The 24,464-nt window shown below is 67.5% G+C and carries 23 protein-coding genes; 3 read left to right on the top strand and 20 right to left on the bottom strand.

Translation table 11 applies throughout. The features are described from left to right. Nucleotides 1–98 precede the first annotated feature (98 nt). From tyrS to argC, 7 genes are all read right to left on the bottom strand, one after another. Complete coding sequence (gene tyrS / locus QM019_RS08960; protein ID WP_282852685.1) at nucleotides 99–1,400, bottom strand: tyrosine--tRNA ligase; 1,302 nt, start codon at nucleotides 1,398–1,400, stop codon at nucleotides 99–101. 62 nt (nucleotides 1,401–1,462) lie between these two features. Beyond that, on the bottom strand, nucleotides 1,463–2,869 hold the full coding sequence (gene argH / locus QM019_RS08965; RefSeq protein ID WP_282852686.1) for an argininosuccinate lyase: 1,407 nt from the start codon (nucleotides 2,867–2,869) through the stop codon (nucleotides 1,463–1,465). A gap of 3 nt (nucleotides 2,870–2,872) precedes the next feature. Continuing rightward, nucleotides 2,873–4,072 (bottom strand): argininosuccinate synthase, encoded by a 1,200-nt coding sequence (locus tag QM019_RS08970; RefSeq protein WP_125107270.1) that lies wholly within the window; start codon nucleotides 4,070–4,072, stop codon nucleotides 2,873–2,875. Between the two features lie 57 nt (nucleotides 4,073–4,129). Beyond that, nucleotides 4,130–5,071 (bottom strand): ornithine carbamoyltransferase, encoded by a 942-nt coding sequence (gene argF / locus QM019_RS08975; protein ID WP_282852687.1) that lies wholly within the window; start codon nucleotides 5,069–5,071, stop codon nucleotides 4,130–4,132. Nucleotides 5,072–5,110: 39 nt separating this feature from the next. Continuing rightward, on the bottom strand, nucleotides 5,111–6,007 hold the full coding sequence (argB, locus tag QM019_RS08980) for an acetylglutamate kinase (protein ID WP_125107268.1): 897 nt from the start codon (nucleotides 6,005–6,007) through the stop codon (nucleotides 5,111–5,113). Between the two features lie 13 nt (nucleotides 6,008–6,020). Further along, the gene (gene argJ, locus QM019_RS08985; RefSeq protein ID WP_125107267.1) at nucleotides 6,021–7,184 is read right to left on the bottom strand and encodes a bifunctional glutamate N-acetyltransferase/amino-acid acetyltransferase ArgJ; all 1,164 of its coding nucleotides are present in this window, start codon (nucleotides 7,182–7,184) and stop codon (nucleotides 6,021–6,023) included. Further along, a complete protein-coding gene (gene argC / locus QM019_RS08990) occupies nucleotides 7,181–8,230 on the bottom strand; it encodes an N-acetyl-gamma-glutamyl-phosphate reductase (protein WP_282852688.1) in 1,050 nt (349 codons plus the stop codon). Before argC ends, argJ begins: the two co-directional genes overlap by 4 nt. A gap of 40 nt (nucleotides 8,231–8,270) precedes the next feature. On the opposite strand from argC, the gene QM019_RS08995 reads away from it, so the two are divergent. Beyond that, nucleotides 8,271–9,557 carry a SufS family cysteine desulfurase gene (locus QM019_RS08995; protein ID WP_282852689.1) on the top strand — a complete coding sequence of 429 codons (1,287 nt, stop codon included), beginning with the start codon at nucleotides 8,271–8,273 and terminating at the stop codon, nucleotides 9,555–9,557. Beyond that, the gene (gene sufU / locus QM019_RS09000) at nucleotides 9,554–10,003 is read left to right on the top strand and encodes a Fe-S cluster assembly sulfur transfer protein SufU (protein WP_282852690.1); all 450 of its coding nucleotides are present in this window, start codon (nucleotides 9,554–9,556) and stop codon (nucleotides 10,001–10,003) included. The genes QM019_RS08995 and sufU overlap by 4 nt, the downstream gene beginning before the upstream one ends. A gap of 185 nt (nucleotides 10,004–10,188) precedes the next feature. On the opposite strand, the gene pheT is transcribed toward sufU, so the two are convergent. The 10 genes from pheT to infC all read right to left on the bottom strand — a co-directional run bounded on the left by pheT (nucleotide 10,189) and on the right by infC (nucleotide 19,572). Continuing rightward, nucleotides 10,189–12,753: a phenylalanine--tRNA ligase subunit beta gene (gene pheT, locus QM019_RS09005; RefSeq protein WP_282852691.1), complete on the bottom strand. Its 2,565-nt coding sequence runs from the start codon at nucleotides 12,751–12,753 to the stop codon at nucleotides 10,189–10,191. A gap of 2 nt (nucleotides 12,754–12,755) precedes the next feature. After that, on the bottom strand, nucleotides 12,756–13,796 hold the full coding sequence (pheS, locus tag QM019_RS09010; RefSeq protein ID WP_282852692.1) for a phenylalanine--tRNA ligase subunit alpha: 1,041 nt from the start codon (nucleotides 13,794–13,796) through the stop codon (nucleotides 12,756–12,758). A gap of 25 nt (nucleotides 13,797–13,821) precedes the next feature. Next, on the bottom strand, nucleotides 13,822–14,805 hold the full coding sequence (locus QM019_RS09015; protein ID WP_282852693.1) for an amino acid ABC transporter permease: 984 nt from the start codon (nucleotides 14,803–14,805) through the stop codon (nucleotides 13,822–13,824). Then, nucleotides 14,802–15,449 carry an amino acid ABC transporter permease gene (locus tag QM019_RS09020; RefSeq protein WP_282852694.1) on the bottom strand — a complete coding sequence of 216 codons (648 nt, stop codon included), beginning with the start codon at nucleotides 15,447–15,449 and terminating at the stop codon, nucleotides 14,802–14,804. The genes QM019_RS09015 and QM019_RS09020 overlap by 4 nt, the downstream gene beginning before the upstream one ends. Before the next feature lie 107 nt (nucleotides 15,450–15,556). Further along, on the bottom strand, nucleotides 15,557–16,426 hold the full coding sequence (locus QM019_RS09025) for a glutamate ABC transporter substrate-binding protein (protein ID WP_282852695.1): 870 nt from the start codon (nucleotides 16,424–16,426) through the stop codon (nucleotides 15,557–15,559). 105 nt (nucleotides 16,427–16,531) lie between these two features. Then, nucleotides 16,532–17,302: an amino acid ABC transporter ATP-binding protein gene (locus QM019_RS09030; protein ID WP_282852696.1), complete on the bottom strand. Its 771-nt coding sequence runs from the start codon at nucleotides 17,300–17,302 to the stop codon at nucleotides 16,532–16,534. Between the two features lie 107 nt (nucleotides 17,303–17,409). After that, nucleotides 17,410–18,207, bottom strand: a complete 798-nt coding sequence (locus tag QM019_RS09035; protein ID WP_282852697.1) for a TrmH family RNA methyltransferase — start codon at nucleotides 18,205–18,207, stop codon at nucleotides 17,410–17,412. A gap of 82 nt (nucleotides 18,208–18,289) precedes the next feature. Continuing rightward, nucleotides 18,290–18,676: a 50S ribosomal protein L20 gene (gene rplT, locus QM019_RS09040; protein ID WP_125107257.1), complete on the bottom strand. Its 387-nt coding sequence runs from the start codon at nucleotides 18,674–18,676 to the stop codon at nucleotides 18,290–18,292. Between the two features lie 36 nt (nucleotides 18,677–18,712). Beyond that, complete coding sequence (gene rpmI / locus QM019_RS09045; protein ID WP_125107256.1) at nucleotides 18,713–18,907, bottom strand: 50S ribosomal protein L35; 195 nt, start codon at nucleotides 18,905–18,907, stop codon at nucleotides 18,713–18,715. Then, entirely contained in the window at nucleotides 18,907–19,572 is a 666-nt protein-coding gene (gene infC, locus QM019_RS09050) for a translation initiation factor IF-3 (RefSeq protein WP_125107255.1), read from the bottom strand. The genes rpmI and infC overlap by 1 nt, the downstream gene beginning before the upstream one ends. A 244-nt stretch (nucleotides 19,573–19,816) precedes the next feature. Here infC and QM019_RS09055 point away from each other — a divergent pair, with 244 nt between their 5' ends. Continuing rightward, the gene (locus tag QM019_RS09055) at nucleotides 19,817–20,218 is read left to right on the top strand and encodes a DUF1844 domain-containing protein (protein ID WP_125107254.1); all 402 of its coding nucleotides are present in this window, start codon (nucleotides 19,817–19,819) and stop codon (nucleotides 20,216–20,218) included. Between the two features lie 71 nt (nucleotides 20,219–20,289). Here QM019_RS09055 and QM019_RS09060 read toward each other — a convergent pair whose 3' ends face one another. The 3 genes from QM019_RS09060 to priA all read right to left on the bottom strand — a co-directional run bounded on the left by QM019_RS09060 (nucleotide 20,290) and on the right by priA (nucleotide 24,410). Beyond that, a complete protein-coding gene (locus QM019_RS09060; RefSeq protein WP_282852698.1) occupies nucleotides 20,290–22,713 on the bottom strand; it encodes an HAD-IC family P-type ATPase in 2,424 nt (807 codons plus the stop codon). A gap of 66 nt (nucleotides 22,714–22,779) precedes the next feature. Continuing rightward, nucleotides 22,780–23,646: an SseB family protein gene (locus QM019_RS09065; protein WP_282852699.1), complete on the bottom strand. Its 867-nt coding sequence runs from the start codon at nucleotides 23,644–23,646 to the stop codon at nucleotides 22,780–22,782. 14 nt (nucleotides 23,647–23,660) lie between these two features. After that, nucleotides 23,661–24,410, bottom strand: coding sequence for a bifunctional 1-(5-phosphoribosyl)-5-((5-phosphoribosylamino)methylideneamino)imidazole-4-carboxamide isomerase/phosphoribosylanthranilate isomerase PriA (gene priA / locus QM019_RS09070; RefSeq protein ID WP_125107252.1), 750 nt, complete (start codon nucleotides 24,408–24,410; stop codon nucleotides 23,661–23,663). Nucleotides 24,411–24,464 lie beyond the last annotated feature (54 nt).

Consider the following 24,464-nt stretch of genomic DNA (forward strand, 5'->3'; position numbering starts at 1 on the left):
ATTAGACAGGTATTCCGGGTATCTCGGCGATCCTCGGGAAAACGACGAGGGGGTGTGCGCAGCACTGCTGCGCACACCCCCTCGTCAAATTCGCACGGTTATCGCACGATGGCACCAACGAGTGTCTTCTTACCGCGGCGGATCACGACACCGCCGCCGGCGAGGAGATCGCCCTCACCCAACACCTGGTGTTCATCGGTCACCTTCGCCTTGTTGACGGTGACCCCGCCCTGCTTGATTGCTCGACGCGCACCCGAGAGCGAGTCTTCCGCACCGGTCGCCACGAGCAGCTCGGCGATTTCCTGCCCAAGCTGCGCTTCGACATTCGGGAGTTCCGCGATGGCCTGATGAAGCACATCCTCGGAAAGCGCCGCGAGGTCGCCCTTGCCGAAGAGCGCCTCCGACGCATCGATCGCCGCATCGGTGGCTTCGTCACCGTGCACGAGTCGGGTTACTGCCGAGGCGAGCGCCGTTTGTGCCGCACGACGGAACGGCTCCTCCTCGACCTGACGCTGGAACTGCGCGATCTCCTCACGCGTGAAGAACGTGAAGATCTTCAGGCGGTCGGCCACATCGCGGTCGTCGGTGTTGAGCCAGAACTGGTAGAACGCGTAAGGCGACGTGAGCTCGGCGTTGATCCAGATGGCGTTGCCCTCGGACTTGCCGAACTTGGTGCCGTCGGAGTTCGTGATGAGCGGCGTTCCCATCGCGTGCACGCTCGCACCCTCGGCACGGCGAATCAGATCAACACCGCCGACGAGGTTGCCCCACTGGTCGGAGCCACCCGTCTGCAGCTCGAGGCCGTACCGGCGGTAGAGCTCGAGGAAGTCAAACGCCTGCAGAATCTGGTAGCTGAACTCGGTGTACGAGATGCCGGCCTCGGAGTTGAGGCGCGCCGAAACCGCATCCTTCTTGAGCATCGCCCCGACCCGGAAGTGCTTGCCGAGGTCGCGCAGGAAGTCGAGGGCCGACAGGTCGGCGGTCCAGTCGAGGTTGTTCGCCATCCGTGCGGCAAAGTCGCCGTCGAAGTCGAGGTAGCCCTCGATCTGGTCGCGCAGGCCGTTCACCCACTCGGCGACAGTTTCGCGCGAGTTGAGTGTGCGCTCGGCGGTCGGGCGCGGGTCGCCGATAAGACCGGTCGAGCCGCCGACCACGCCGATCGGGAAGTTGCCCGCGAGCTGCAGCCGGCGAAGCAGCAGCAGCTGCACGAGGTGCCCGAGGTGAAGACTCGGCGCCGTCGGGTCGAATCCGCAGTAATACGTGATCGGGCCCTGGGCCATCCGCTCACGAAGCTCACCGAGATCGGTGGAGACGTGAATAAAGCCGCGCCACTCGAGCTCATCGAGGACGTGGTCAAACGACGGGTCATTCCGCTGCCAGGAGAGATCACGCTGTGTCACAGCGTCAACCGTACCAACACGAATGCCCCCGATCTGCACGATCGGGGGCATTCGTGTGGTGATTACGCGAGTCGTTCGCGCAGCTTGTCGAGCTGGGCGCGCACGGAGCTCGGCGCGGTGCCGTTGACGCCGTCGCGCGAGGCGACGGAACCGTCAATCGTGAGCACCTCGCGCACCTCGGGTGTGAGGTTCGCCGAGACCCCGGCAAACTCGTCGTCCGAGAGGCCGTCGAGGTCGACGCCCTTCGACTCGGCAAGCTTGACGAGGCTGCCCGAAATCTCGTGCGCATCGCGGAACGGCACGTGCCGCTTCACGAGCCACTCGGCCACGTCGGTGGCAAGTGAGAACCCCTGGGGCGCGAGCTCGCGCATCCGCTCACCGTGGAAGACCATGGTGGCCACCATGCCGGTGAATGCCGGCAGCAGCACCTCGAGCTGTTCGAACGAGTCGAACAGTGGCTCTTTGTCCTCCTGCAGGTCGCGGTTGTACGCGAGCGGCATCGCCTTAAATGTGGCGAGCAGGCCCGTGAGGTTGCCGATGAGGCGCCCCGACTTGCCGCGCGCGAGCTCGGCGATGTCGGGGTTCTTCTTCTGCGGCATGATGCTCGAGCCGGTCGAATACGAGTCGTCAAGGGTGAGGAAGTCGAACTCGCGCGTGTTCCAGAGGATGATCTCCTCGGCAAAGCGCGAGACGTCGACGCCCACCTGGGCGAGGATGAACGCGGCCTCGCTCACGAGGTCGCGGGACGCCGTGCCGTCAATCGAGTTCTCGACCGCGGCGCGGAAGCCGAGTTCGGCCGCGACCGCTTCGGCGTCGAGCCCGAGCGTCGAGCCCGCAAGCGCGCCAGAGCCATAGGGCGAGTCGGCGAGCCGCTCCCCCAGGTCGCTCAGGCGGCCGAGGTCGCGCACAAGCGGCCACGCATGCGCGAGCAGGTGGTGCGCCAACAGCACCGGCTGCGCGTGCTGCAGGTGCGTGCGCCCCGGCATGATCACGTCGAGGTTCGCCTCGGCCTGGCCGGCGATTGCGTTCACAAGGTCGCGCAGCAGCCCGCGCAGCGTCGCCGATTCGTCGCGGATGTACATGCGCACGAACGTCGCGATCTGGTCGTTTCGGCTGCGGCCGGCACGAAGCTTGCCGCCGAGCTCGTGCCCGGCGATCTCCATCAACCCGCGCTCAAGCGCCGAGTGCACATCCTCATCGGACTCGGCCGCGACGAAGCGGCCGTCGCTGACGCGCTCTTCGAGTTCGTCGAGCGCGGCGTGCATCCCAAGCCGCTCGTCTTCGCTGAGGTACCCCGCCTTCGCGAGCGCGTTCGCGTGCGCGCGCGAACCAGCAAGGTCGTAGTGCGCCAGCTTCCAGTCGAACTGCGTCGACTTCGAAAGCCGAGCGAGCTCGGGCGACGGTCCGCCGGCGAAGCGGCCGCCCCAGAGGGCACCGTCTTCGCCGGCTCGCGAGGTTGCGTCCGCCATGCCCTACAGCTCGGGCTGGTCGCGGCGGGCGGCGATCTTCGAGGGCAGCGAGTGCAGCTCGATGAAGCCGCGCGCGGCATCCTGGTTGAAGGTGTTACCGGTGTCGTACGTCGCCAGCGAGTAGTCGTAGAGCGACTCGTCGCTGCGGCGGCCGGTGACAACGGCGCGGCCCTGGTGCAGGGTCAGGCGCACCTCGCCGGTGACCTTCTCTTGCGTGTGCTGGATGAACGCGTCGAGCGCGCGCTTGAGGCCGCCGAACCAGAGACCGTCGTAGACGAGGTTGCCCCACTCGATCTCGACGCTGCGCTTGTAGCGGGCCACGTCACGCTCGAGCGCGAGGTCTTCGAGGTGGGTGTGCGCCTCGATGAGCGCAATCGCGCCCGGGGCCTCGTAGATCTCGCGCGACTTGATGCCGACGAGGCGGTCCTCGACCATGTCGATGCGGCCGACGCCCTGCTCGCCCGCGAGCTGGTTCATCTTCTCGACGATCTGGAGCATGCTCAGACGCTCGCCATTGATCGACACCGGGGTGCCCGACTCAAACGCGATGGTGACCTCGGTCGGAGCACGGTCGACCGTCGGGTCCTGCGTGTACTCATAGAGGTCTTCGATGGGCGGGTTCCACGGGTCTTCGAGGAAGCCGGTCTCAACCGCGCGGCCCCAGACGTTCTGGTCGACCGAGTACGGCGACGCCTTCGACTGGCGGATGGGCAGGTTGTGCTCGCCCGCGTACTCGATGGCCACGTCGCGGGTCAGCGAGAGGTCGCGGATGGGCGCGATCGAGGTGAGCTCGGGCGCGAGCGCCGCGACGGCGGCCTCGAAGCGCACCTGGTCGTTGCCCATACCGGTGCAGCCGTGCGCGATCGAGTTCGCGCCGAGCTCGCGAGCGGTGCGCGCAAGGTGACGGGCGATGAGCGGGCGCGAGAGCGCCGACACGAGTGGGTAGCGGCGCTGGTACATCGCATTCGCCTGGAGGGCGGGCACGAGGTAATCGTTCGCGAACTCGTCACGGGCGTCGACGACCACGGCTTCCACGGCGCCGCAGTCAATGGCGCGCTGGCGGATCTGCTCGAGGTCCTCGCCGGCCTGGCCGACGTCGATCGCGAGGGCGATGACCTCGCGGCCGGTGCGCTCCTTGATCCACGGGATTGCGACGGAGGTGTCAAGACCTCCCGAGTACGCGAGCACAATACGCTCAGTCATGTTGCTCCTTCAGCTGTAGGTCTGGAAATAGTCTAGTTCGCTCGGCGCTGCAGCCGATTACGGCAGTTCGACGCCGCGGGCCTGCGCGAGCAGCCACACGAGCAGCGCCTTCTGGGCGTGGAGCCGGTTTTCGGCCTCGTCCCAAATCACCGACTGGGCTCCGTCAATCACGTCGGCGTCGACTTCGTAGCCGCGGTCCGCTGGCAGGCAGTGGAGGAAGATCGCATCGTCCTTCGCATCGCTCATCATCTCCTGGGTCACCCGGTACGACTCAAAGGCGGCGACGCGCTCGGCGCGCTCCTCCTCGAGGCCCATCGAGACCCAGGTGTCGGTGACGACGACATCGGCGCCGGCGACGAGCGCCGCGGCGTCGGTGCCCACCTCAACGGAGCCACCCTGTTCGGCGGCGAGCTCGCGGGCGCGCGCCACCACATCCTCACGAGGGAGGTAGCCCTCGGGTGAGGCGACGGCGACGTGCATACCGGCAATCGCGCAGGCAAGCAGGTACGAGTGGCCCATGTTGCTTGCGCCGTCGCCAACGAACACGAGCTTCTGCCCGGCCGTCGTGCCGCGGTGCTCGCGAATCGTGAGCAGGTCGGCGAGCAGCTGGCAGGGGTGAAAGTCGTCGCTGAGCGCGTTGACGATCGGCACGCGTGCGCCCTCGGCCATCTGCTCGAGGCCCGACTGCGCATAGGTGCGCCAGACGATGGCCTCGACCATGCGCTCGAGCACGCGCGCGGTGTCGGAGGGGGTCTCTTTGCCGCCGAGCTGGCTCGATGCCGTGGTGAAGATGAGCGGGCTGCCGCCGAGCTCCGAGACCCCGACGTGGAAGGAGACGCGGGTGCGCGTCGAGCTCTTGTCGAAGATGACCGCGACCGACTGCGGGCCCTCGAGTGGTCGCGCCAGGAATCGGTCTTCCTTCAGCTTCGCCGCGAGGTCAAGAATCGTGCTCTGCTCGGCGGCGGTGATGTCGTCGTCGCGAAGGAAGTGGCGGATCATTGGTGAGCCTTTCGAATTGGTGGTCAAACAGAGGCGCCGCTAGGGCATGACCTCGGTGCCGAAGCCGTCGGTGGTAAAGATTTCGAGCAAGGTTGAGTGGGCCACACGGCCGTCGATGATGGTCGCACGCGAGACGCCCCCGTCGACGGCCTCGAGGCACGCCTGCACCTTGGGGATCATGCCCGCTTCGAGGTTCGGCACCATAGGGCGGAGCTCCTCGGCGCTGATCGACGAAATGAGTGACGATCGGTCGGGCCAGTTGCGGTAGAGACCCTCGACGTCGGTGAGCATAACGAGCTTGCGGGCGCCGAGCGCCACCGCGAGCGCGGCAGCCGCGCGGTCGGCGTTGATGTTGAGCGCTTTGCGGGGCGCGTCGATGTCACTCGCGATGGTCGAGACGACGGGGATGCGGCCGGCCGCGATGTCGGCCGAGACGACCTGGGGGTTGACCGCGACAATCTCGCCGACGTGACCGAGGTCGATCGGCTTGCCCGACGCATCCGTGGTCTTACGCTGCGCCTGAAACAGCCCGGCGTCCTCCCCCGACGTGCCGGTGGCGACCGGCGCGACATCGTTGATCGCCGAGACGAGCTCGCGGGCGACCTGGCCACCGAGCACCATGCGCACGACTTCGATCGCCTCCGCGGAGGTGTACCGATACCCGGCGCGAAACTCCGACTCGATGCCGAAGCGGTCGAGCATGCGTGAGATGTGCGGGCCGCCGCCGTGCACGACGACGGGCTTGATGCCCGCGTAGCGCAGGAACGCGATGTCTTGCGCGAACGCCTCAATGAGCTCGGACTCGACCATGGCGTTGCCGCCGAACTTCACGACGATGATCTCGTCGTGGTACTGCTGCATCCAGGGCAGGGCCTCGATGAGCGTCTCGACCTTCGCGGTCGAGGCCGCGAGCCATGGGTGGGTGTCGCCAGACATGCTGCCTTTCGACCTACGACGAGTAGGCGCTGTTTTCGTGCACGTAGTCGTGCGTGAGGTCGTTGGTGAGGATGCTCGCGGTTGCGTCGCCCGCGTGGAGGTCGATGAGCACCTCGGTCTTGCGCGGCGTGAGGTCGACGGTGTCGACGGGCGCGTCGGGTGTGCCGGCGCGGCACACCATGACGCCGTTCATCGACACGTCGATCTGCTGCGGCACGAACTGTGCGTCGGTCGTGCCGATCGCGGCGAGCACGCGGCCCCAGTTCGGGTCGTTGCCGAAGATCGCGGTCTTGAAGAGGTTCGAGCGGCTGACGGCGCGCGAGACGGCGACCGCCTCGTCTTCCGTGGCCGCGCCGGTGGTGGTGATCGTGATGTCGTGGCTCGCGCCCTCGGCGTCGGCCTGGAGCTGGCGAGCGAGGTCCTGGCAGAGGTCGACGAGCAGGCTCGTGAACTCGCCTTCGTCGGCCGCGGTGCCGGATGCGCCCGAAGCGAGCAGCGCGACGGTGTCGTTCGTCGACATGGCGCCGTCGGAGTCGACGCGGTCGAAGCTGAGGCGAGTGGCCTCGCGCAGCGCCGTGTCGAGCTGCGCCGACTCGAGGTCGGCGTCGGTCGTGATGACGACGAGCATCGTTGCGAGGCCCGGGGCGAGCATGCCCGCACCCTTCGCGATCGCGCCGATCGAGTAGCCGGTGCCCTCGCGCAGCGCGGTTTTCGCCACCGAGTCGGTGGTGAGGATGCCATCGGCGGCATGCTGCGCGGCCGTTTCGTCGTCGGCGAGCTCGGCGACCGCGAGTTTGACACCCGTGAGCACGCCCTGGCGGAACTTCTCGTCGCCCGAACCGATCAGGCCCGTGGAACAGACGATGACGTCGCTCGGCTGCAGCTGCAGCAGTTCGGCGGCGCGGTTCGCCGTGAGCTCGGTCGTCTCGGCGCCAAACTCGCCGGTGAAGCAGTTCGCGCCGCCCGAGTTGAGCACGACCGCGGAGGCGACGCCGTCGTCGAGAATGCGCCGCGACCACGTCACGGGGTGTGCCTCGCAGCGGTTGCTCGTGAACACCGCCGCGGCCGAGGCTGACGGGCCGTCGTTGACGACCACCACAACATCGCGGCCGCCGCTCTTCTTGATGCCGGCGGCGACGCCGGCGGCGCGGAAACCCTTGGGGGTGGTGATGGTCACGGGGCGACTCCGTTCAGGGGAAGTGCGAGCGACTCCTCGAGGCCGAGGGCGAGGTTCGCAGACTGGATGGCGGCACCGGCGGTGCCCTTGCCGAGATTATCGAGAGCGCTGATCGCGATGAGGCGACCGGCGCGCTCGTCGATGCCGACAGCGATCTGCGTGCGGTTCGAGCCGAGCACGTCGTTCGTGCGGGGCAGGCGGCCGTCGGTGAGTACCTCGATGAAGGTCTCGTCGCCGTACGCCTCGCGGTAGACCTCGTCGATGCGCGCCTGGTCGACCCCGTCGATGAGAGTGCCTGAGCTGGTCGCGAGAATGCCGCGCGCCGCGGGCACGAGCACGGGGGTAAAGGAGAGGCGCACGTCGGCGCCGGATGCACGGCGAAGGTTCTGCCGGATCTCGGGGTTGTGGCGGTGACCCCCAAACGCGTTGTACGGCACCACGTTGCCGATCAGCTCGCTGCCGAGCATGCCGACCGAGGCCTTCTTACCGGCTCCCGAAGGACCGACCGCGAGGACCGCCGCGAGCGCATCCGGCTCGACCAGGCCAGCACGAATCGCCGGCGCGAGCGCGAGACTCACCGCGGTGACGTTGCAGCCCGGTACGGCGATGCGGTTGGTGCCGGGCAACTGCGCGCGCTGCATACCGCCATCGGCGAGCACGAGCTCGGGCATGCCGTACGTCCACGTGCCGGCGAACTCGCCCGGGTAATAGTCGGTCCAGTCCTGCTCCCGCTCCAGGCGGTGGTCGGCGCCGGCGTCGACGAGCAACTTCGCCTCGCCCTCGAGCTCGGCCGAGAGCGCCGCCGACTTGCCGTGGGGCAGCGCGAGGAAGACGATGTCGTGGCCGCGCAGATGCGCCGCGTCGGTCGGCTGCAATTCGAGGTCGCCGTAGCTCGCGAGGTGCGGATGCACCGTTCGCAGCGACTGGCCGGCCTGCTGGTGCGCCGTAACAGTGCGCACCTCGAATTCCGGATGGCTCGCAAGCAGCCGCAGCAGCTCGCCGCCGCCGTACCCACTAGCCCCAGCGACCGCTACCGAAAACGTCATGTTCGCCATCCTACGCGGGGCCCGGCCTAGGCTAGGAACGATGTCTTCCTCCGTAATTACTGACGCCCGAGCCCGCGAGCTTCGCCGCGACTTTCCCATTCTGGCCGAGCAGGTGCACGGCGAGCAGCTTGTGTACCTCGACTTCGGCGCGACCGCGCAGCGCTCGACCGCCGTGCTCGACGTCGAACGCGACTTCCTCGAGCACCGCAACGCGGCCGTGCACCGCGGGGCGCACGAACTCGCCGCGCTCTCGACGAGCGACTTCGAGGATGCCCGCGACACAATCGCACGCTTCATCGGTGCCGATGCCGACGAGATCGCGTGGCAGGCGGGGGCAACGGATGCGCTCAACACCGTGACGCTCGGCATCGCGGCCGCCTCTCGGGGTCGCGGCGGCGACGAGTCGGTTCCCTTGCGGCTCGGCCCGGGTGACGAGATCGTCATCACCGAGGCGGAGCACCACGCGAACCTCGTGCCGTGGCAGGAGCTCGCGCTCGCGACGGGCGCCACCCTGAAGTGGGTACCCGCGAACGACCGCGGCACCTGGAGCATTGACGACGCCCGCGCCGTCGTGACCGAGGCAACCAAGGTCATCGCCTTTGCGCACGTCTCGAACGTCACCGGCATGATCGCACCCGTCGAGCAGCTCGTCGAGCTCGCGACCTCGGTCGGTGCAATCACGGTGCTCGATGCCTGCCAGTCGGTGCCGCATCGCCCGGTCGATTTCCACGCCCTCGGCGTTGACTTCGCCGCGTTCTCGAGCCACAAGATGACGGGCCCGAACGGCCTCGGCGTGCTATACGGCCGCCGCGAGCGCCTCGCGCAGCTACCGCCGGCTCGCACCGGTGGCTCGATGATCGAGATCGTCACCATGGAGTCGACGACGTTTATGGACCCGCCCACCCGCTTCGAGGCCGGTACGCAGGCTGTGCCGCAGGTGATCGGCCTCGCCGCGGCCTGCCGCTACCTCGAGGGCGTCGGCATGGCCGCCATTGCCGAGCACGAGGAGGCCCTCGGTGCCCTTATGGTCGAACGTCTGTCGGCGCTCGACGGCGTCACCGTGATCGGCGACGACGCCTCGGTGCCACGCTCGGGCCTCGCCGCCTTCATCGTCGACGGTGTGCACTCGCACGACGTCTCGCAATTCCTGGATGCTCGCGGCATCGCCGTGCGCGGCGGCCACCACTGCGCGCAACCGCTGCACCGCCGACTCGGCGTCACCGCGTCGACCCGCGCTTCGAGCTACTTCACCACAACGGACGACGACATCGACGCACTCGTCTCGGCGCTCGGGGACGTGCGCGCCTACTTCGGGGCCGACCGATGAGCGGGCTCGATTCGCTCTACCAGGACATCATTCTCGACGCCTCGCGGCGCCGCAGCGGCGAGGGCGAGATCGCTCCCTTCGATGCCGAGCACTTCGAGAAGAACCCCTCGTGCGGCGACGAGATTCGGCTGCGCGTGCGCGTCGAGGACGACCGGGTCGCCGAGATTGGCTGGGTCGGCGACGGCTGCTCGATCTCGATGGCTTCCGCCTCGATCATGGTCGAGCAGCTCGTGGGCCAGCCCGTGGCGCAGGCGCGCGCCGGCGTTGAGGCGCTGCGTGGCATGCTCCGCAAGCGCGGCAGCGATCACCTCACCGATGACGAGGCCGATCTGCTCGGCGACGCGATCGCGTTCGAGGGCGTCGGCAAGTACGTCATGCGCGTGAAGTGCGCGATGCTCGGCTGGGTCGCGCTCGAGGCAGCGATGCGCGAGGCCGAGGCCGCGTAGGCCTAGCCCCGAGCTAAGTTCGCGCGCAGGCTCGCGCCGAAATCCGGACGAACTCGTAGATTTTGGGGGTTTGAACGGGCTGAGCCCGTTCAAACCCCCAGAATCTCGGCGTTCGTCCGACTACAGCAACGCAACTGCGGGCCGGATGCACCAGCATCCGGCCCGCAGTTGCGTTCTGGCGGTAGCTAGGCGCGGATCTTCGCGCCGAAGCGCTCGGCCGCCTTCGCCGCGCCAGCCTCCTTGGCTTCGGTGGCCTCGGCGGCGGTCAGCGTGCGGTCGTCGGCACGGAAGCGCAGTGCGAAGGTGAGCGACTTTTCGGTCTCTTCGAGCCCGCGGCCGCGGTAGTCGTCGACGAGGCGGATGTCCTCGAGCAGCTCGCCCGCGCCCTCGCGTACGGCGTCACGCACGTCGGCCGCGGGAACCTCGCGCGCGACAACCAGCGAGAGATCCTGGGTCGCGGCAGGGAAACCGACGATCGTGCCCGCCGAAACGTGCCGCTCGGAGTGCGCGAGCAGCGCATCCACATCGAGTTCGACGGCGCCGACCACGCGCGGCAGGTCGTGGGCCTCGGCCACGTCGGGGTGCAGCTCGCCGGCAAAACCGATCGCGTGCTCGTCGCCCGCGGCATCGATCACGAACACCTCGGCGCAGCGGCCGGGGTGGAACGCGCCGTGCGAACCCTGACGAACGCGGAGCTCGGCAGCTGTCGCGAGCGAGATGCGGTCGAGGTACTCGAGGGCATCGTGCCAGCTGTAGGCCACGGCGTCGAGGTCGGGCTGCTTCGCCGTGCGCTCGCCGACCAGCAGCAGCGACAGCGAGTACGGCTGTGGCGGGATGCCCGCGTTGAGTTCGGCAAGCTTCTCAGCGCTCGGGCGCTGCGCGACCGGCGGGAGCTCGGCGACGCCGTACTCGACGCCGGCGACCGGGCGGAACACCCGGCCGAGCTCAAACACCGCGAAGCTCGGGCGGCCGCGCGACACATTGCGGTGCGCGACACCGGCGAGGCCGGGCAGAATACTGCGGCGCAGCCACGCGGTCTTTGCGTCCATCGCGTTCGCGAGCTTCACCGAGGGCACCGGGGTGCCGTCGGCCGAGTCGAACAGCACGTTCTCTTCCTCGGTCACGAACGGGTACGAGAGCACCTCGACGGCGCCGGCGGCGGCGAGCACGTCAGAGAGCTGGCGACGCAGCGCCTGCTCTCGGCTCGGCCCGCGGCCGCTCGTCGCCTGCGGCACGACCGAGGGGATGCGGTCGAAGCCACCAAGACGGCCGACCTCCTCGACGAGGGTCACGGGCTCGGTGAGGTCGCCGCGCCACGTCGGCGGAGTGACCGTGAGCACGTCGTCGCCCTCGACCTCGCAACCGACGGCCTCGAGCGACGACACGACCTCGTTGCGGTCATAGTCGACGCCCATGAGCTTCGCCGGAAGTTCGACCGGCAGCGTGATGGGCGCGGGGCGCGCGGCCTCACCGAGCACGCTGCCCGCGGCCTCGACGGTGCCACCGGCGAGCTCGACGAGCAACTCGGCGACACGGGCCGCGGCCTTCGCCGTCACCGAGGCGTCGACGCCCCGCTCGAAGCGGCGCGAGGCCTCCGATGGCAGCTTGTGCCGGCGAGCGGTGCGGGCGATCGAGACCGACGCAAACGTCGCCGCCTCGATGAACACGTTCTTCGTCTCGTTCGAGAGCTCGGTCTCGGCACCGCCCATCACGCCCGCAAGGCCGATCGGCCCGCGGTCGTCGGTGATGAGAATGTCTTCGTCGGACAGCTCGCGGTCGCGGCCGTCGAGGGTCGTGAGTCGCTCCCCCGCCGTCGCGCGACGCACGTGGATGCCGCCGCGCAGCTGGTCGAGGTCGTAGCCGTGGATCGGCTGGCCGAGCTCGAGCATGACGTAGTTCGTGATGTCGATAAGCAGACCGAGCGAACGGATGCCCGCAAGCCGCAGGCGACCCGACAGCCAGCTCGGGCTGGGTCGCGTGCCATCGACGCCAGTCACGACGACGCCCGCGAACACCTCGCTGAGTGGCTGCTCGCGCACGGCGAGCTCGTCGGCGACGGTCACGGGGACGCGCGCCGCGTCGGCAGAGGCCGCGAGCGCCTGCGCGCCAATCGCGTCGAGCTCGGGGCGCAGGGCGGGGTCGCGGAACGCCCCGCCGGTCGCGTGCGAGAACTCGCGAGCGAGGCCGCGCAGCGACATCGCATAGCCGCGGTCGGGCGTGACGTTGACCTCGACGGCGATGTCGTCGAGGCCGAACAGCGGCAGCGCAGGCGTTCCGATCTCGGCCTCGAGCCCGAGCTTGCCGAGCACGATAATGCCGTCATGGTCGTCGCCGAGGCCAAGCTCGCGCTGCGAGGCCATCATGCCGTCGGAGGTGTGACCGTACGTCTTGCGGGCAGCGATGCGGAAGTCACCGGGGAGCACGGCGCCGGGCAGCGTGACGACGACGCGGTCACCCACCTCAAAGTTCTGCGCACCACAGACGATGCCGCGCACGTCGGCACCGCCATCGGCCGCCGACTCGCCCTCGGGCGCGACGCGCACCTGGCACCAGTTGATCGTCTTGCCGTTCTTCTGCGGCTCGGGCTCGCGCTCGAGTACCTCACCGACAACGATCGGGCCCGTGAGCGCGCCGCCGTGAATCGCTTCGTCTTCGAATCCGACGCTCACGAACGCGTCGAGCACATCCTGCGGCGTCGCGTCGGCCGCGACATCGACGTAGTCGCGCAGCCAAGACAGAGGAATACGCATCCCTAAATCACCATTCCAAACTGTTCGCTGAAGCGCACGTCACCCTCAACGATGTCGTGCATGTCGGTGAGGTCATTGCGGAACATGAGCGTGCGCTCCACGCCCATACCGAACGCGAAGCCACGGAACTCCTCGGGGTCGCGCCCGGCTGCCTTAATGACGTTCGGGTGCACCATGCCGCAGCCGCCCCACTCGATCCAGCGCGGGCCGCCCTTCGCGAGCGGGTGCCAGATGTCCATCTCGGCGCTCGGCTCGGTGAAGGGGAAGTAGTTGTTGCGCAGGCGAATCTTCGCCTCGTCGCCAAACATCTGGCGAGCGAAGTGCTCGAGCGTGCCGCGCAGGTGTGCCATCGAGAGATCGCGGTCAATCGCGATGCCCTCGAACTGCGTGAACACCGGTGTGTGCGTCGCGTCGAGTTCGTCGGTGCGGTACGTGCGGCCCGGGGCGAGCACGTAGAGCGGCGCGCCGCGGTCGAGCATCGAGCGCATCTGCAGCGGTGAGGTGTGCGTGCGCATGAGCAGGTGACGGTCGACCGGGTCGACGAAGAAGGTGTCTTGCAGCGCGCGGGCCGGGTGGTCGGCGTCGAAGTTGAGCGAGTCGAAGTTGTACCACTCGCTCTCGAGCTCGGGGCCGTCGACGATGTCCCAGCCCATGCCCATGAAGATCTCGCTCACGCGGTCGCGGAGCATCGTGAGGGGATGCCGTGCACCGTTGCGCTCACGCTCGTGGAACGCGGTCACGTCAACGCGCTCGGCCTCGAGTCGCGCCGCTGCCTCGGCCTCGGCCAGCTCGCCCTCACGGGATGCGAAGGCCTGGTTGACGCGGCCGCGGGCCTGGCCCACGAGCTTGCCGGCCTCTTTCTTCTGGTCGTTCGGCACATCGCGCATTGCGGCGTTCAGCTTCGCGAGCGCCGAGGCTTCGCCGAGGTGTTCGGCGCGCACCTGCTTGAGGGCGGCAGCATCAGCTGCTTGGGCGATCGCCGCGAGCGCAGACCGCTCGGCGTCACCGACCGCTTCGGGAGTAATCGGATGTTCTTGACTCACCCGACAATCCTAGCGGCCGGCCAGCCTACTTGCCGGTGTCGGGGCGACTGCGCCCCGTCATGCCGTCGGGCTGCCCGATCGAGAGTAGCGAAGTGTCGACGCCAATCTGGCCGGGTGGCGGGGTCGGGGCCGCACCGCGACTCTTGTTGCCGCGTCGGCGGGCGCCAACTGCCTGGCCCGAGCGGTTGCGCGCGAGTCGGCGGGCCACCCAGCTCAATGTGAGGTTGACCGCGAGGTAGATCACGAGCGTGACGAAGAAGAACGAGAACGAGTAGGTACCCGAGCCGTAGTAGTCCTTCATCGTCGTCGAAGTGCGCAGTAGCTCGGGGTACGCGACGATGTAGGCAAGGGAGGTGTCCTTGAGCAGCACGACGAGCTGAGCAACGATGATCGGCAGCATCTGGCGGAACGCCTGCGGGAACTCGATGAGGAAGCGCGTCTGCATGCGCGTCATGCCGAGCGACAGCGACGCCTCGCCCTGACCGCGTGGCAGCGCGGCGACGCCGCTGCGCAGTGCCTCCCCGATGATCGCGCCGTTGTAGATCGCGAGGGCACCAACGACCGCGGGATACGCGCCGACTGAGAGGCCGAGCATGATGAACAGCATCATGAGCAGCACCGGCATGCCGCGGAAGAACTCGAGCACGATCGTGACGGGGATTCGGATCCACGCGAGGCGCGCCATGCGGCCGAGCGCGAAGAGGAAACCGAGGATGAGTGCCAGCACGGCGGCGAGGCCGGCAGCGCGCAGGGTGCCGAGCACGAGGCCGCGCCAGAGCAGGCCCTGCCAGAGCTCCGCCGCTTCGTCGGGGTCGAAGAAGATGTCCCAGCGCGACGCATCCCAGAGACCCACGAGTTCGGCGCCATTCGCGGTGGTGCGCGGCTGCCCGAGCGTAAAGATGAACCAACCGAGCAGGATCACGACCGCGGCCGTGACGATGGCCGAGATGATGTTCGAAGTGCGCCGGGTCTTCGGGCCGGGGGCGTCGTAGAGAACTGAGGCGCTCATCGCAGCACCGCCACCTTTCGCTCGATGTACCCGGCGACGAGACCGAGTGGGATGGTGATGACGAGGTAGAACAACGCGATGCCGATGAGCAGCGGAATGACCTGGTCACCGTTTTGGTTCGCGAGGACCTTCGAGACCGCGACGAGTTCAACCACGCGGAAACCCGAGGCGACTGAGGAGTTCTTCGTCAGGGCGATAAAAACATTGATGAGCGGGGGCACGACCATGCGCAGCGCCTGCGGCATGATGATCGTGAACACCGTCTGCGAGAAGTTCAGGCCGAGTGAACGGGCGGCCTCGGCTTGCCCGAGCGGAACACCGTTGATGCCGGAGCGCAGCGCCTCGGCCACGAACGGCGAGGTGTAGACCGACAGCGCGATGATCGCGCCGGTAAACGATGGCACGCCGAGTTGGAGCACCGGCAGCACGATGATGATGAGGAAGAACACCAGCGTGAGCGGGGTGTTACGCACGAGCTCGGTGTATGCAGTCGCGGTGACGCGAAGGGCGCCGATGGGCGAGATCCGCATGAAGGCGACGAGCATGCCGATGATCGAGGCGCCGATGCCGCCGTAGATCAGCAGCAACACCGTGGTGCCGAAGCCTTCGAGCACGTAGCCGAAGTTCGAGATGATCGCTTCCATCGAGTCCCGTTCGCGCGTTGGTGAAGAATGGATGCGCGAGGCGGTGCCAGTGCCGTGTTCGGCACCGCCTCGCGCAAGTTGGGAACTACCGTGCGGTAGTGGTCGGCCTAGTAGCGGTCGACTGCCGGGGGCTCCGGAGTCGGGAGGATGTCACCGACCGTCGAGGTCCAGGCAGCTTCCCATGCGCCGTCGCTGTACGACTCCTCGAGGGTGTCGTTGATGAAGTCGCGGAACTCCTGGTCGCCCTTCTCGAGGCCGATGCCGTAGGGCTCCTCGGTGAACGTGCCCTCGGTGACCTCGAACTCGCCCTTGTTCTGGTCGACGAGACCCGCGAGGATCACGTTGTCAGTCGTGAGCGCGTCGGCCTCACCGGTGCGGATCGGCTCGAGGCAGTCGGAGTACTTGTCGACCGTGATGACGTTGTCGGTGTACTCGCGGATGTTGTCCTCCGAGGTCGAGCCCGTCACGGTGCAGATGGTCGCGTCGCCAACCGACTCGGGGTCGCTGCCGTCAATGCCGAGCGGGTTGCCCTCGGGCACGAGGAACGACTGACCGGCGACGTAGTACGGGCCGGCGAAGTCGATGACTTCCTTGCGCTCATCGTTGATCGTGTAGGTCGCGATGACGATGTCAACCTGGCCCTGCTGGATGAACGGCTCGCGGTTCTGCGAGACCGTTTCGGTCCAGGTGATGTTCTCGGCCGGAATGCCGAGCTTCGCCGCGATGATCTTGCCGATCTCGATGTCGAAGCCCTCGGGGGTGCCGTCGGGGCCCTGCAGGCCGAACAGCGGCTGGTCGAACTTCACGCCGATCGTGATGCTCTGGTCGGCGTTGAGCTGGGCCATCGTCGTGCCCTCTTCGAACGAGACGTCTGACTCAGCCTCGGGCTCGGAGCTGTCGCCGCCCGAGCAGCCGGTGAGCACGAGGGCGGCGGCCGCCAATCCGGCGAATGCCGTAAATGCCTTCTTAAACTTCACTGTTACTCCTTTGTTGGGTCACGTGTCCGTGTGTCGTGATTCGGTAAAGGTTTGGAGGCGGGGTCTGAGAATGCGCTACAATGCGTTCGCTATTGAACTCAATGACTAACGCAAGATTTTGGAGAGAAAGTCCTTTGCTCGATCGGACTTCGGCGCCGTGAAGAACTCCTCCGGCGCGGCTTCTTCAACAATTGCACCATCGGCCATGAAGATCACGCGATCTGCGGCCTTGCGCGCAAAGCCCATTTCGTGCGTGACGACCACCATGGTCATGCCTTCCTTGGCAAGCGACACCATGACGTCGAGCACCTCGTTGATCATTTCGGGGTCGAGCGCACTCGTCGGCTCGTCGAGCAGGATCAGTTTCGGGTTCATCGCGAGCGAGCGTGCGATCGCCACGCGCTGCTGCTGGCCACCCGAGAGCTGGGCCGGCATCTTCTGCGCGTGGTCCTGCACGCCGACGCGGGTGAGCAGCTCCATCGCCCGCTTCTCGGCCTCGGCCTTCGAGGTCTTGCGCACCTTGATCTGCGCGAGCGTCACGTTCTCGAGCACGCTCTTGTGCGCGAACAGGTTGAACGACTGGAACACCATGCCGACGTCGCTGCGAAGCTTCGCAAGCCCCGCACCCTCTTCGGGCAGCTTGACGCCATCGATGAGGATCTCGCCCTCTTGAATTGTCTCGAGACGATTAATCGTGCGGCAGAAGGTCGATTTACCCGAGCCCGAGGGGCCGATAACGACGACCACCTCGCCACGATTCACCGACGTGTTGATGTCTTTCAGGACGTGATTCTCACCGAACCACTTATTCACGCCGTTCATTTGCACGAGCGGCTGGGATTCGACATTGCTGTGTGTTGGTGACCCCGGCGTCATGCGACCACAGTACTTGCCTGAGCAACACCTGGGTGGGAACCGAGAGGTCAGTTACAAAGTTGTTACCACGAAAGCGTCATCGATTCCGCGGTAATCAACACAATTTGTCAGCCGAGGCGCTGCGCGAATGCACATTCATAGAGGCAGACGCTCGCGGCCGTGGCCAAATTCATCGATTCGGCCTGACCGTAGATCGGCACGACCAGCGTGTCGTCGACCTGCGCGAGCAGTTCATCGCTCAGCCCGCGCGCCTCGTTGCCGAACACCCACGCGGTCGGCTCGGCGAGCGATTCGCGGGCGGCGAGCAGGTCGTTCCCCGACACATCCGCCGCGACCACTCGCATCCCGGCCTGGCGTGCGCGCACGACCGCGTCGTCGAACTCGGCCTCGACGGCGATCGGGATGTGGAAGATCGAGCCCGTGCTCGAGCGGACGACCTTCGGGTTGTAGAGGTCGACCGTGCGGCCGGTGAGGATGACCGCGTCGGCGCCCGCCGAGTCGGCAACGCGGATGATCGTGCCGAGATTGCCGGGGTCGCGCACCTCTTCGAGGATCGCGATGAGCTTCGGCTCGCCCTCGAAGATGCGCTTCAGCGCCGTCGGGAACTGTTTGGCGACGGCGACCACGCCCTGCGGCGTGCGAGTGTCGCTCATCGCGTCGGCCGCCTCTTCGCTGACGAACACAACCTCGTGGCCCGTGCGCTGGGCGAGTTCGGCGATGTCGTCGTGTCGCTCGAGCGCGGTCGGCGTGACGTAGAGCTCCGTGATGAGGTCGGGTCGAGCCAGGAGCCCCTCGCGGACCGCCTGCGGGCCTTCGAGCACGAACTCGCCGCGCTCGGTGCGTTGCGTCTTCTGCGCGAGCTTGCGGACGTCGCGGACGCGCTGGTTCTTGGCGGACTCGATCATGCGGGGCTCCTGAAAAGTCTTGCGGATGAAAACGGGGCGGCCGACCGCGAAGGTCGACCGCCCCGTCAGCGAAGTCGATTGACTACGCGGCGTTCTTCGGCGCCGAGGTGTTCGCCGGGAGGGCGGCCTTGGCCGACGCGACGAGCGCGGCGAAGGTCGCGGGCTCGTTCACGGCGAGGTCAGCGAGGATGCGACGGTCGACACCGATGCCGGCCAGGTTGAGACCCTGGATGAACCGGTTGTAGGTGAGGCCGTTCGCACGCGACGCCGCGTTAATGCGCTGGATCCACAGGCGACGGAAGTCACCCTTGCGGTCCTTGCGGTGGGCGTAGTTGTACACGAACGAGTGGATGACCTGCTCCTTCGCCTTACGGTAAAGGCGTGAGCGCTGGCCACGGTAACCCGAGGCCTGGTCAAGTACGGTACGACGCTTCTTCTGGGCGTTTACTGCCCGCTTCACACGTGCCATTGCAGTGTTCTCCTAAATCTCAGACGGACGGGCGGGCTACTTGCCCAGCAGCTTCTTGATGACCTTCGCGTCCTGCGGAGCGAGGACCTGGTCACGGTTGAGGCGAGCCTTGCGCTTGGCCGACTTCACCTCGAGGTTGTGGCGCATGCCAGCCTGCTGCTTACGGACCTTGCCGGTTCCGGTGAGCTTAAAGCGCTTCTTCGACCCCGAGTGGGTCTTCTGCTTCGGCATCAGTTCTCCTTGGTTTCAGTTGCCGTGGTGGTGGCGGCGTCGGTCGACCCCGCGTCTTCCCCGGCAGTCTTCGCGGCGCGAGCGGCCTGCTTCTGCTGATTGCGGCGAGCGTTCTGCTCGGCCTTTGCTTCGGACTTGTTCTTGACCGGTGCGACGATCATGACCATGTTCCGGCCGTCCTGCTTGGGACGGTTTTCGGCCGTGCCGAACTCGGCGACATCCTCAGAGAACTTCTGCAACAGCTTGACGCCGAGCTCCGGACGCGACTGCTCGCGGCCGCGGAACTGGATCATTGCTTTGACCTTGTCACCCGACTCAAGGAAGCCAATGGCGCGCTTGAGCTTGGTTTCGTAGTCGTGGTCGTCGATCTTGAGACGGAAACGGACCTCCTTGAGGACCGTGTTCGCCTGATTGCGTCGGGCTTCTTTCGCCTTCTGCGCGTTCTCGTACTTGAACTTGCCGTAATCCATGATCTTGGCCACGGGAGGGTTGCTGTTCGGAGAGACCTCTACAAGGTCAAGATCGGCTTCCTGCGCGAGGCGCAGCGCGATCTCAATCTTGACGACACCGACCTGTTCGCCGCCAGGGCCGACAAGTCGGACCTCGTTGGCACGAATCCGGTCGTTGGTGCGTGGTTCGCTGATGGATGGCTCCTCTGTTCGCATGTGAATGACTTCACGGGTGGGGTGAAACTTCAGATCGTCTCACCGGCGTACACCGCGCACATGCGGCCACTCCCCTACGCAGCGTACTGCGGTGTGCTCATCGCGATGGGCACGAGCGGGGCCAGTGGTAAACCCGGTAACCTAGTGCGGTATGCGCGGGTGGGACGAATCCTCTTGTCTCAGAGTCTGCCAGGCAGACACCAGCGAATAGCTTATCAGCAGTTTTCTGCGGAAGGAACCCCCTGTGACCGATTCAGCCACGCCCGCCTCGCCCGTCAACCCGGAGGCCACGCCCCTCGACGAGGACTTGCAAGGGCAGCTGGATGGCCAGGTCCGCGACATCGCCGACGTGCCGGCGGTCGAGCTCATCACGACGGTCTCGGTGCACCTCATGAGCGCCGCCGCCGTGAACCTTGGCCTGGCCGAAGACGAGAACCCGACCATCGACCTCGACGAGGCGCGCAAGATCATCCAGGCGCTCGCGGGGCTGCTCACCGCATCCATGGCCTTCCTCGGCGACCAGCACGTGCGCCCACTGCGCGACGGCCTGCGCTCGCTCCAGCTCGCGTTCCGCGAGGCTTCGCCGGTGCCCGACCCGATCGGCAAGGGCCCGGGCGAAGACCTCACCGGCCCCGTCTTCGCGTAATACTCCCCACCACACAGGCCCCGGCTGCGCTTCGCGCCGGGGCCTTTGCTGTTGCGATGTTGATGCGAAACCTACGCGAGTTCGCGCGCCTCGCTGCGTAGGCGCAACTGCCCGTGGATTTCGAGCGCGACGCAGCCGAGCACGGTGATGATCGCGATGCCAATGAGCGCCGGGGCGTCGGGCCATGCAAAGCCGAAGAACCACACGGTGAGCGGCACGAACAGGCAGAGGATGAGCACCGTGATGCTGCCGAGAAGCACCGCAGCGAGCAGCGGTCGGAACGGCCTGCAGACGAGACCGAGCACCCAGAGGCTCGTGACCGCGAGCACGAGCGCGCTCGCCGTCTGCTGCTGCTCGAGGCTCTGCGGGAACCGCTGCAGCAACAGGTGTGTCGCGATGAGTGACAGCGTGATGACGATGCCTGAGGGCACGGCGAATTGCAGGGCCCGTCGGAAGAATCCCGAAACATAGCGGCGCGAGTTCGGCAGCAGGGCGAGCACGAACGCCGGCCAGCCGATCGAGATGCCGTCGAGCAGCGCCATCTGCCGCGGCTCGAACGGGTAGGGCCAGGCGAGCAGGCCGAAAATGAGCGCAATGAGCACGGCCCACGAGGTCTTCGAGAGGTAGAGCTTCGCGAGTCGCTCGATGTTCGCGATCGCCTGGCGGCCCTCGAGCACGATGCTCGGCATCGCCTGGAACTGGTTGTCGAGCAACGTCATGCGCGAGACTGCGCGGGAGGCGCCGGAGCCGTGGCCCATCGCGATGCCGAGGTCGGCATCCTTGAGCGCGAGCACGTCGTTGACGCCGTCTCCGGTCATCGCGACGACGCGGCCCCGCGCCTGCAGCGCATGCACCATCTGGCGCTTCTGCGTCGGCGTGACGCGTCCGAACACACGGTGCGTCTCCATCAGCTCGCCAAGCTGCTCCTGGTCGTCGGGCAGCGTGCGGGCATCGACGCCCGTCTCGTGCTCGCCGATGAGGCCGACGCCGCGCGCGACCGCGGTCACGGTGCGCGGGTCGTCGCCGGAGATGACGCGGAGCGAGACGCCCTCGTCGGTGAAGTATCGGACCGTGTCGGCGGCGTCCGCGCGCACCCGCTCGCGTAGGGCGATGATCGCGATACCGACGCGGTCGTCGCGCAAGTGCTGTGCCTCGACCTCTGCCTCGTCGAGGGCCGCCGCGCTGAAGCAGAGCGCGAGCACGCGCTGCCCCTGCTCAGAGAGTTCTGTCACCTGCGCGAGCAGCGCGGCGTCGTGCTCGAGGCGCAGCACGATGTCGGGTGCCCCGAGGATCCAGGTGCCCGCGGCGCGATCGTCGCCGAGTGAAATCGCCGACCACTTGCGCTGCGAGGTGAAGGGAACCTCGGCCACGGTCGGCAGCGCGAGGTCGGCGGTGAACTCGGTCTCGAGGCAGCGTGCTGAATCGTTCGCGCCCTCGTCGGCCGCCATGGTGGCGAGGGCGTGCTGCCAGCCCGGCCGCGCATCCGGGGCGGGATGCGCAGCATCGAACGCGACGCCGCCCTCGGTGAGCGTGCCAGTCTTGTCGAAGCAGAGCACGTCGACGCGGGCGAGGCCCTCGACGGCGTGAAGCTCCTGCACGAGCACCTTGCGGCTGCCGAGCTTGAGCGCACCGGCCGCGAACGCGACGGAGGTCATGAGCAGGAGGCCGAGCGGCACCATCGCGATCGCCGCGGCGACGGCGCCGACGGCGGCATCGCGCCAGGCGCCCGAAGCGAACGCCTGCTGCCAGCCGCCGAACGCCTGCACCTGACCGTTGATCGAGATCAGCAGCACCGGCAGCAGCAGGATGGCAACGAGGCGCAGCACCCGGTTGATGCCGGCGCGGATTTCGGAATTGACGAGCGAGAAGCGCTTCGCCTCGGTCGTGAGCTTCGCGGCGAAGGAGTGCGCGCCGACCCGCGTGACGCGGACCGTGCCTGAGCCGGCGACAACGATCGCGCCCGAGAGCACCTCGTCGCCGGGGCGCTTGTCGACCGCATCCTCTTCGCCCGTGAGCAGCGACTCGTCGAGCTGCAGGCCCGCGCTCGTCATGACCGTGCCGTCGGCGGGCACCTGGTCGCCCGCGCGTACGACGATGAGGTCGTCGACGACGAGGTCCTCGCGCATGAGGTCGGTGGGCTCACCGTCGCGCACCGCGCGAGCGTGCGGCGCGTTGAGCACCCGCAGGTTGTCGAGCTGGCGCTTCGCCGAGAATTCCTGCCAGATGCCGATGATCGAGTTGGCGATGGCCGAGAAGCCGAACACCGCATCCTGCCACCGACCGAGCACCGCGAGCAGCGCGAACGAGGCGACCACAATGCCGTTAAACAGGGTGAACACGTGCGTGCGCAGGATCGCCCAGAGCGAGCGGCTCGAGGTACTCGGCAGCTCGTTGCGGCCGTGCTTGGCCCGCGAGGCTTCGACCTGCGCGCTCGTCAGCCCGGCGAACGTAGCAGGCTGGGCGGGGAGTTCGCTCGCGGCGTCAGGCTGCTCCACGTGGTCCTCAGTGTTGGTGCTGCTGCGCGGTTGTGGCGGCATCGGGTTCGGGGTCACTCGGTGAGATTACCGACGGCGAAGGCGGCGGAACAATCCTGCCTTTGGTGCCCGTGCATCCCCCGAAGGTATCGATTTTTCGGGAGCGGGCTGCGACTCGATGCGCAGCGGCGCGATCTCGAGCGTGTCGACGAGTTCGACGAGCTCGGGTTGCGCGGCGACACGTTGCTGGACGCGCGCGAGCACGCGCTGCACCGTGTCGGCGTCGGCATCGGCTTGGAAGAAGAGGCCGAGGCGCACCTCGGGGCCCGCGAGCCGCGACTCGCGGTCGCCCGGCACGAGGTCGACGCTCGCGAGTTCGGGGTTGGCCTGGAGCACCTCGTTCGCAAAGGCGATGACGCGCTCGTCCTGCCAGGGCAGCTGGTAGGGCAGGTCACGGGCGATTGCCCAGACGCCCGGGCGGCGGATGGCCGTCTCGGTTTCGCTGCCCGGGTCGAGGATGATGAGCTCGCTCCCCTCGTCGACCACCGCGAGGGCGGCCTGGCGCGAGCCGACGGGGACGGGCCGCGCGGCCGGGTCCCACGTCCTCATCGCCGCGACCGAGGTGAACATCGGCACGATGCCGCGGCCGTCGGGCGCGCGGACCGTCACGATTGAGAGGTCGGCGTGCTTGTCGACGGTCAGGCCAGCGTCGTTCACGCCGGCCTCGCCGAGCTCGGCGACGAGTGGGATGAGCACCCGGGTGTCGCGCAACGCCTCAACGACCACCGAAACGGGAGCCGCGCCCGAGCGAAACTCCTCAAGCGCCCGCGCGAGCTCGGCCGGCGCGGTGCCGTCGTCGTCCGACCAACGATTGTCGGTAAAACTCCGGCCCTGCCAGGGCTGGCCGGCGGAGTCGGTGAGGTGTCCCCTGAGGTGCTCGGGAAGCTCAGCCACGTCGGATGCGCCGCCTAGTCGCCGGCGACGTCGAGCGCCTGGCGGAGCGTGAACGCGCCCGAGTAGAGCGCCTTGCCAACGATCGCGCCCTCGAGTCCGAGCGGCACGAGTTCGCGCAGCGCGGCGATGTCGTCGAGGTTCGCGACGCCGCCCGAGGCGATGACCGGGCGGTCGGTGCGCTCGAGGATCTGGCGGAGCAGGTCGAGGTTCGGGCCCTTGAGCGTGCCGTCCTTCGTCACGTCGGTGACGACGTAGCGGGCGCAGCTCGCCTCTTCGAGGCGGTCGAGGACCGTCCAGAGATCGCCGCCCTCACGGGTCCAGCCGCGCGCGGCGAGGGTTGTGCCCCGCACATCCAGGCCGACCGCGATGAGCTCGCCGTAGCGGCTGATGGCGTTCGCGGCCCACTCGGGGTTCTCGAGCGCCGCAGTGCCGAGGTTGACGCGCTTGACGCCCATCTCGACGGCGCGCTCGAGCGAGTCATCGTCGCGGATGCCGCCCGAGAGCTCGACCTGCACCTTGTCGCGCAGCGAGCGGATGACGCGACGGATGACCGCACGGTTCTCGCCGCGGCCGAACGCGGCGTCGAGGTCAACGAGGTGAATCCATTCGGCACCCTGCTTGGCGAAGTCCGCGGCGGCGTCGACCGGGTCGCCGTAGTTCGTGGCCGAGTCGGACTCGCCCTGGACGAGTCGAACGGCCTTGCCGTCGGCGATGTCGACGGCGGGGAACAGCGTCAGCTCCGGCTGCGCACTGAATTCACTCAATTGGCTTCCTTGGTCACTCAACGATTTCAGGCCGCAGCGGGCCTGTTAGCGTTG

Source organism: Gulosibacter sediminis (assembly GCF_030011715.1).
GTDB lineage: Bacteria > Actinomycetota > Actinomycetes > Actinomycetales > Microbacteriaceae > Gulosibacter > Gulosibacter sediminis.

Coding starts and splice junctions, on each gene's coding strand:
- argF (WP_282852687.1), bottom strand. CDS start 5,071: ATGATCCGCCACTTCCTTCGCGACGACGACATCACCGCCGCCGAGCAG.
- QM019_RS09035 (WP_282852697.1), bottom strand. CDS start 18,207: ATGATCGAGTCCGCCAAGAACCAGCGCGTCCGCGACGTCCGCAAGCTC.
- infC (WP_125107255.1), bottom strand. CDS start 19,572: ATGCGAACAGAGGAGCCATCCATCAGCGAACCACGCACCAACGACCGG.
- QM019_RS09015 (WP_282852693.1), bottom strand. CDS start 14,805: ATGAGCGCCTCAGTTCTCTACGACGCCCCCGGCCCGAAGACCCGGCGC.
- QM019_RS09030 (WP_282852696.1), bottom strand. CDS start 17,302: ATGACGCCGGGGTCACCAACACACAGCAATGTCGAATCCCAGCCGCTC.
- pheT (WP_282852691.1), bottom strand. CDS start 12,753: ATGCGTATTCCTCTGTCTTGGCTGCGCGACTACGTCGATGTCGCGGCC.
- QM019_RS08970 (WP_125107270.1), bottom strand. CDS start 4,072: ATGACTGAGCGTATTGTGCTCGCGTACTCGGGAGGTCTTGACACCTCC.
- QM019_RS09020 (WP_282852694.1), bottom strand. CDS start 15,449: ATGGAAGCGATCATCTCGAACTTCGGCTACGTGCTCGAAGGCTTCGGC.
- QM019_RS08995 (WP_282852689.1), top strand. CDS start 8,271: ATGTCTTCCTCCGTAATTACTGACGCCCGAGCCCGCGAGCTTCGCCGC.
- sufU (WP_282852690.1), top strand. CDS start 9,554: ATGAGCGGGCTCGATTCGCTCTACCAGGACATCATTCTCGACGCCTCG.
- argB (WP_125107268.1), bottom strand. CDS start 6,007: ATGTCTGGCGACACCCACCCATGGCTCGCGGCCTCGACCGCGAAGGTC.
- argH (WP_282852686.1), bottom strand. CDS start 2,869: ATGGCGGACGCAACCTCGCGAGCCGGCGAAGACGGTGCCCTCTGGGGC.
- rpmI (WP_125107256.1), bottom strand. CDS start 18,907: ATGCCGAAGCAGAAGACCCACTCGGGGTCGAAGAAGCGCTTTAAGCTC.
- rplT (WP_125107257.1), bottom strand. CDS start 18,676: ATGGCACGTGTGAAGCGGGCAGTAAACGCCCAGAAGAAGCGTCGTACC.
- argC (WP_282852688.1), bottom strand. CDS start 8,230: ATGACGTTTTCGGTAGCGGTCGCTGGGGCTAGTGGGTACGGCGGCGGC.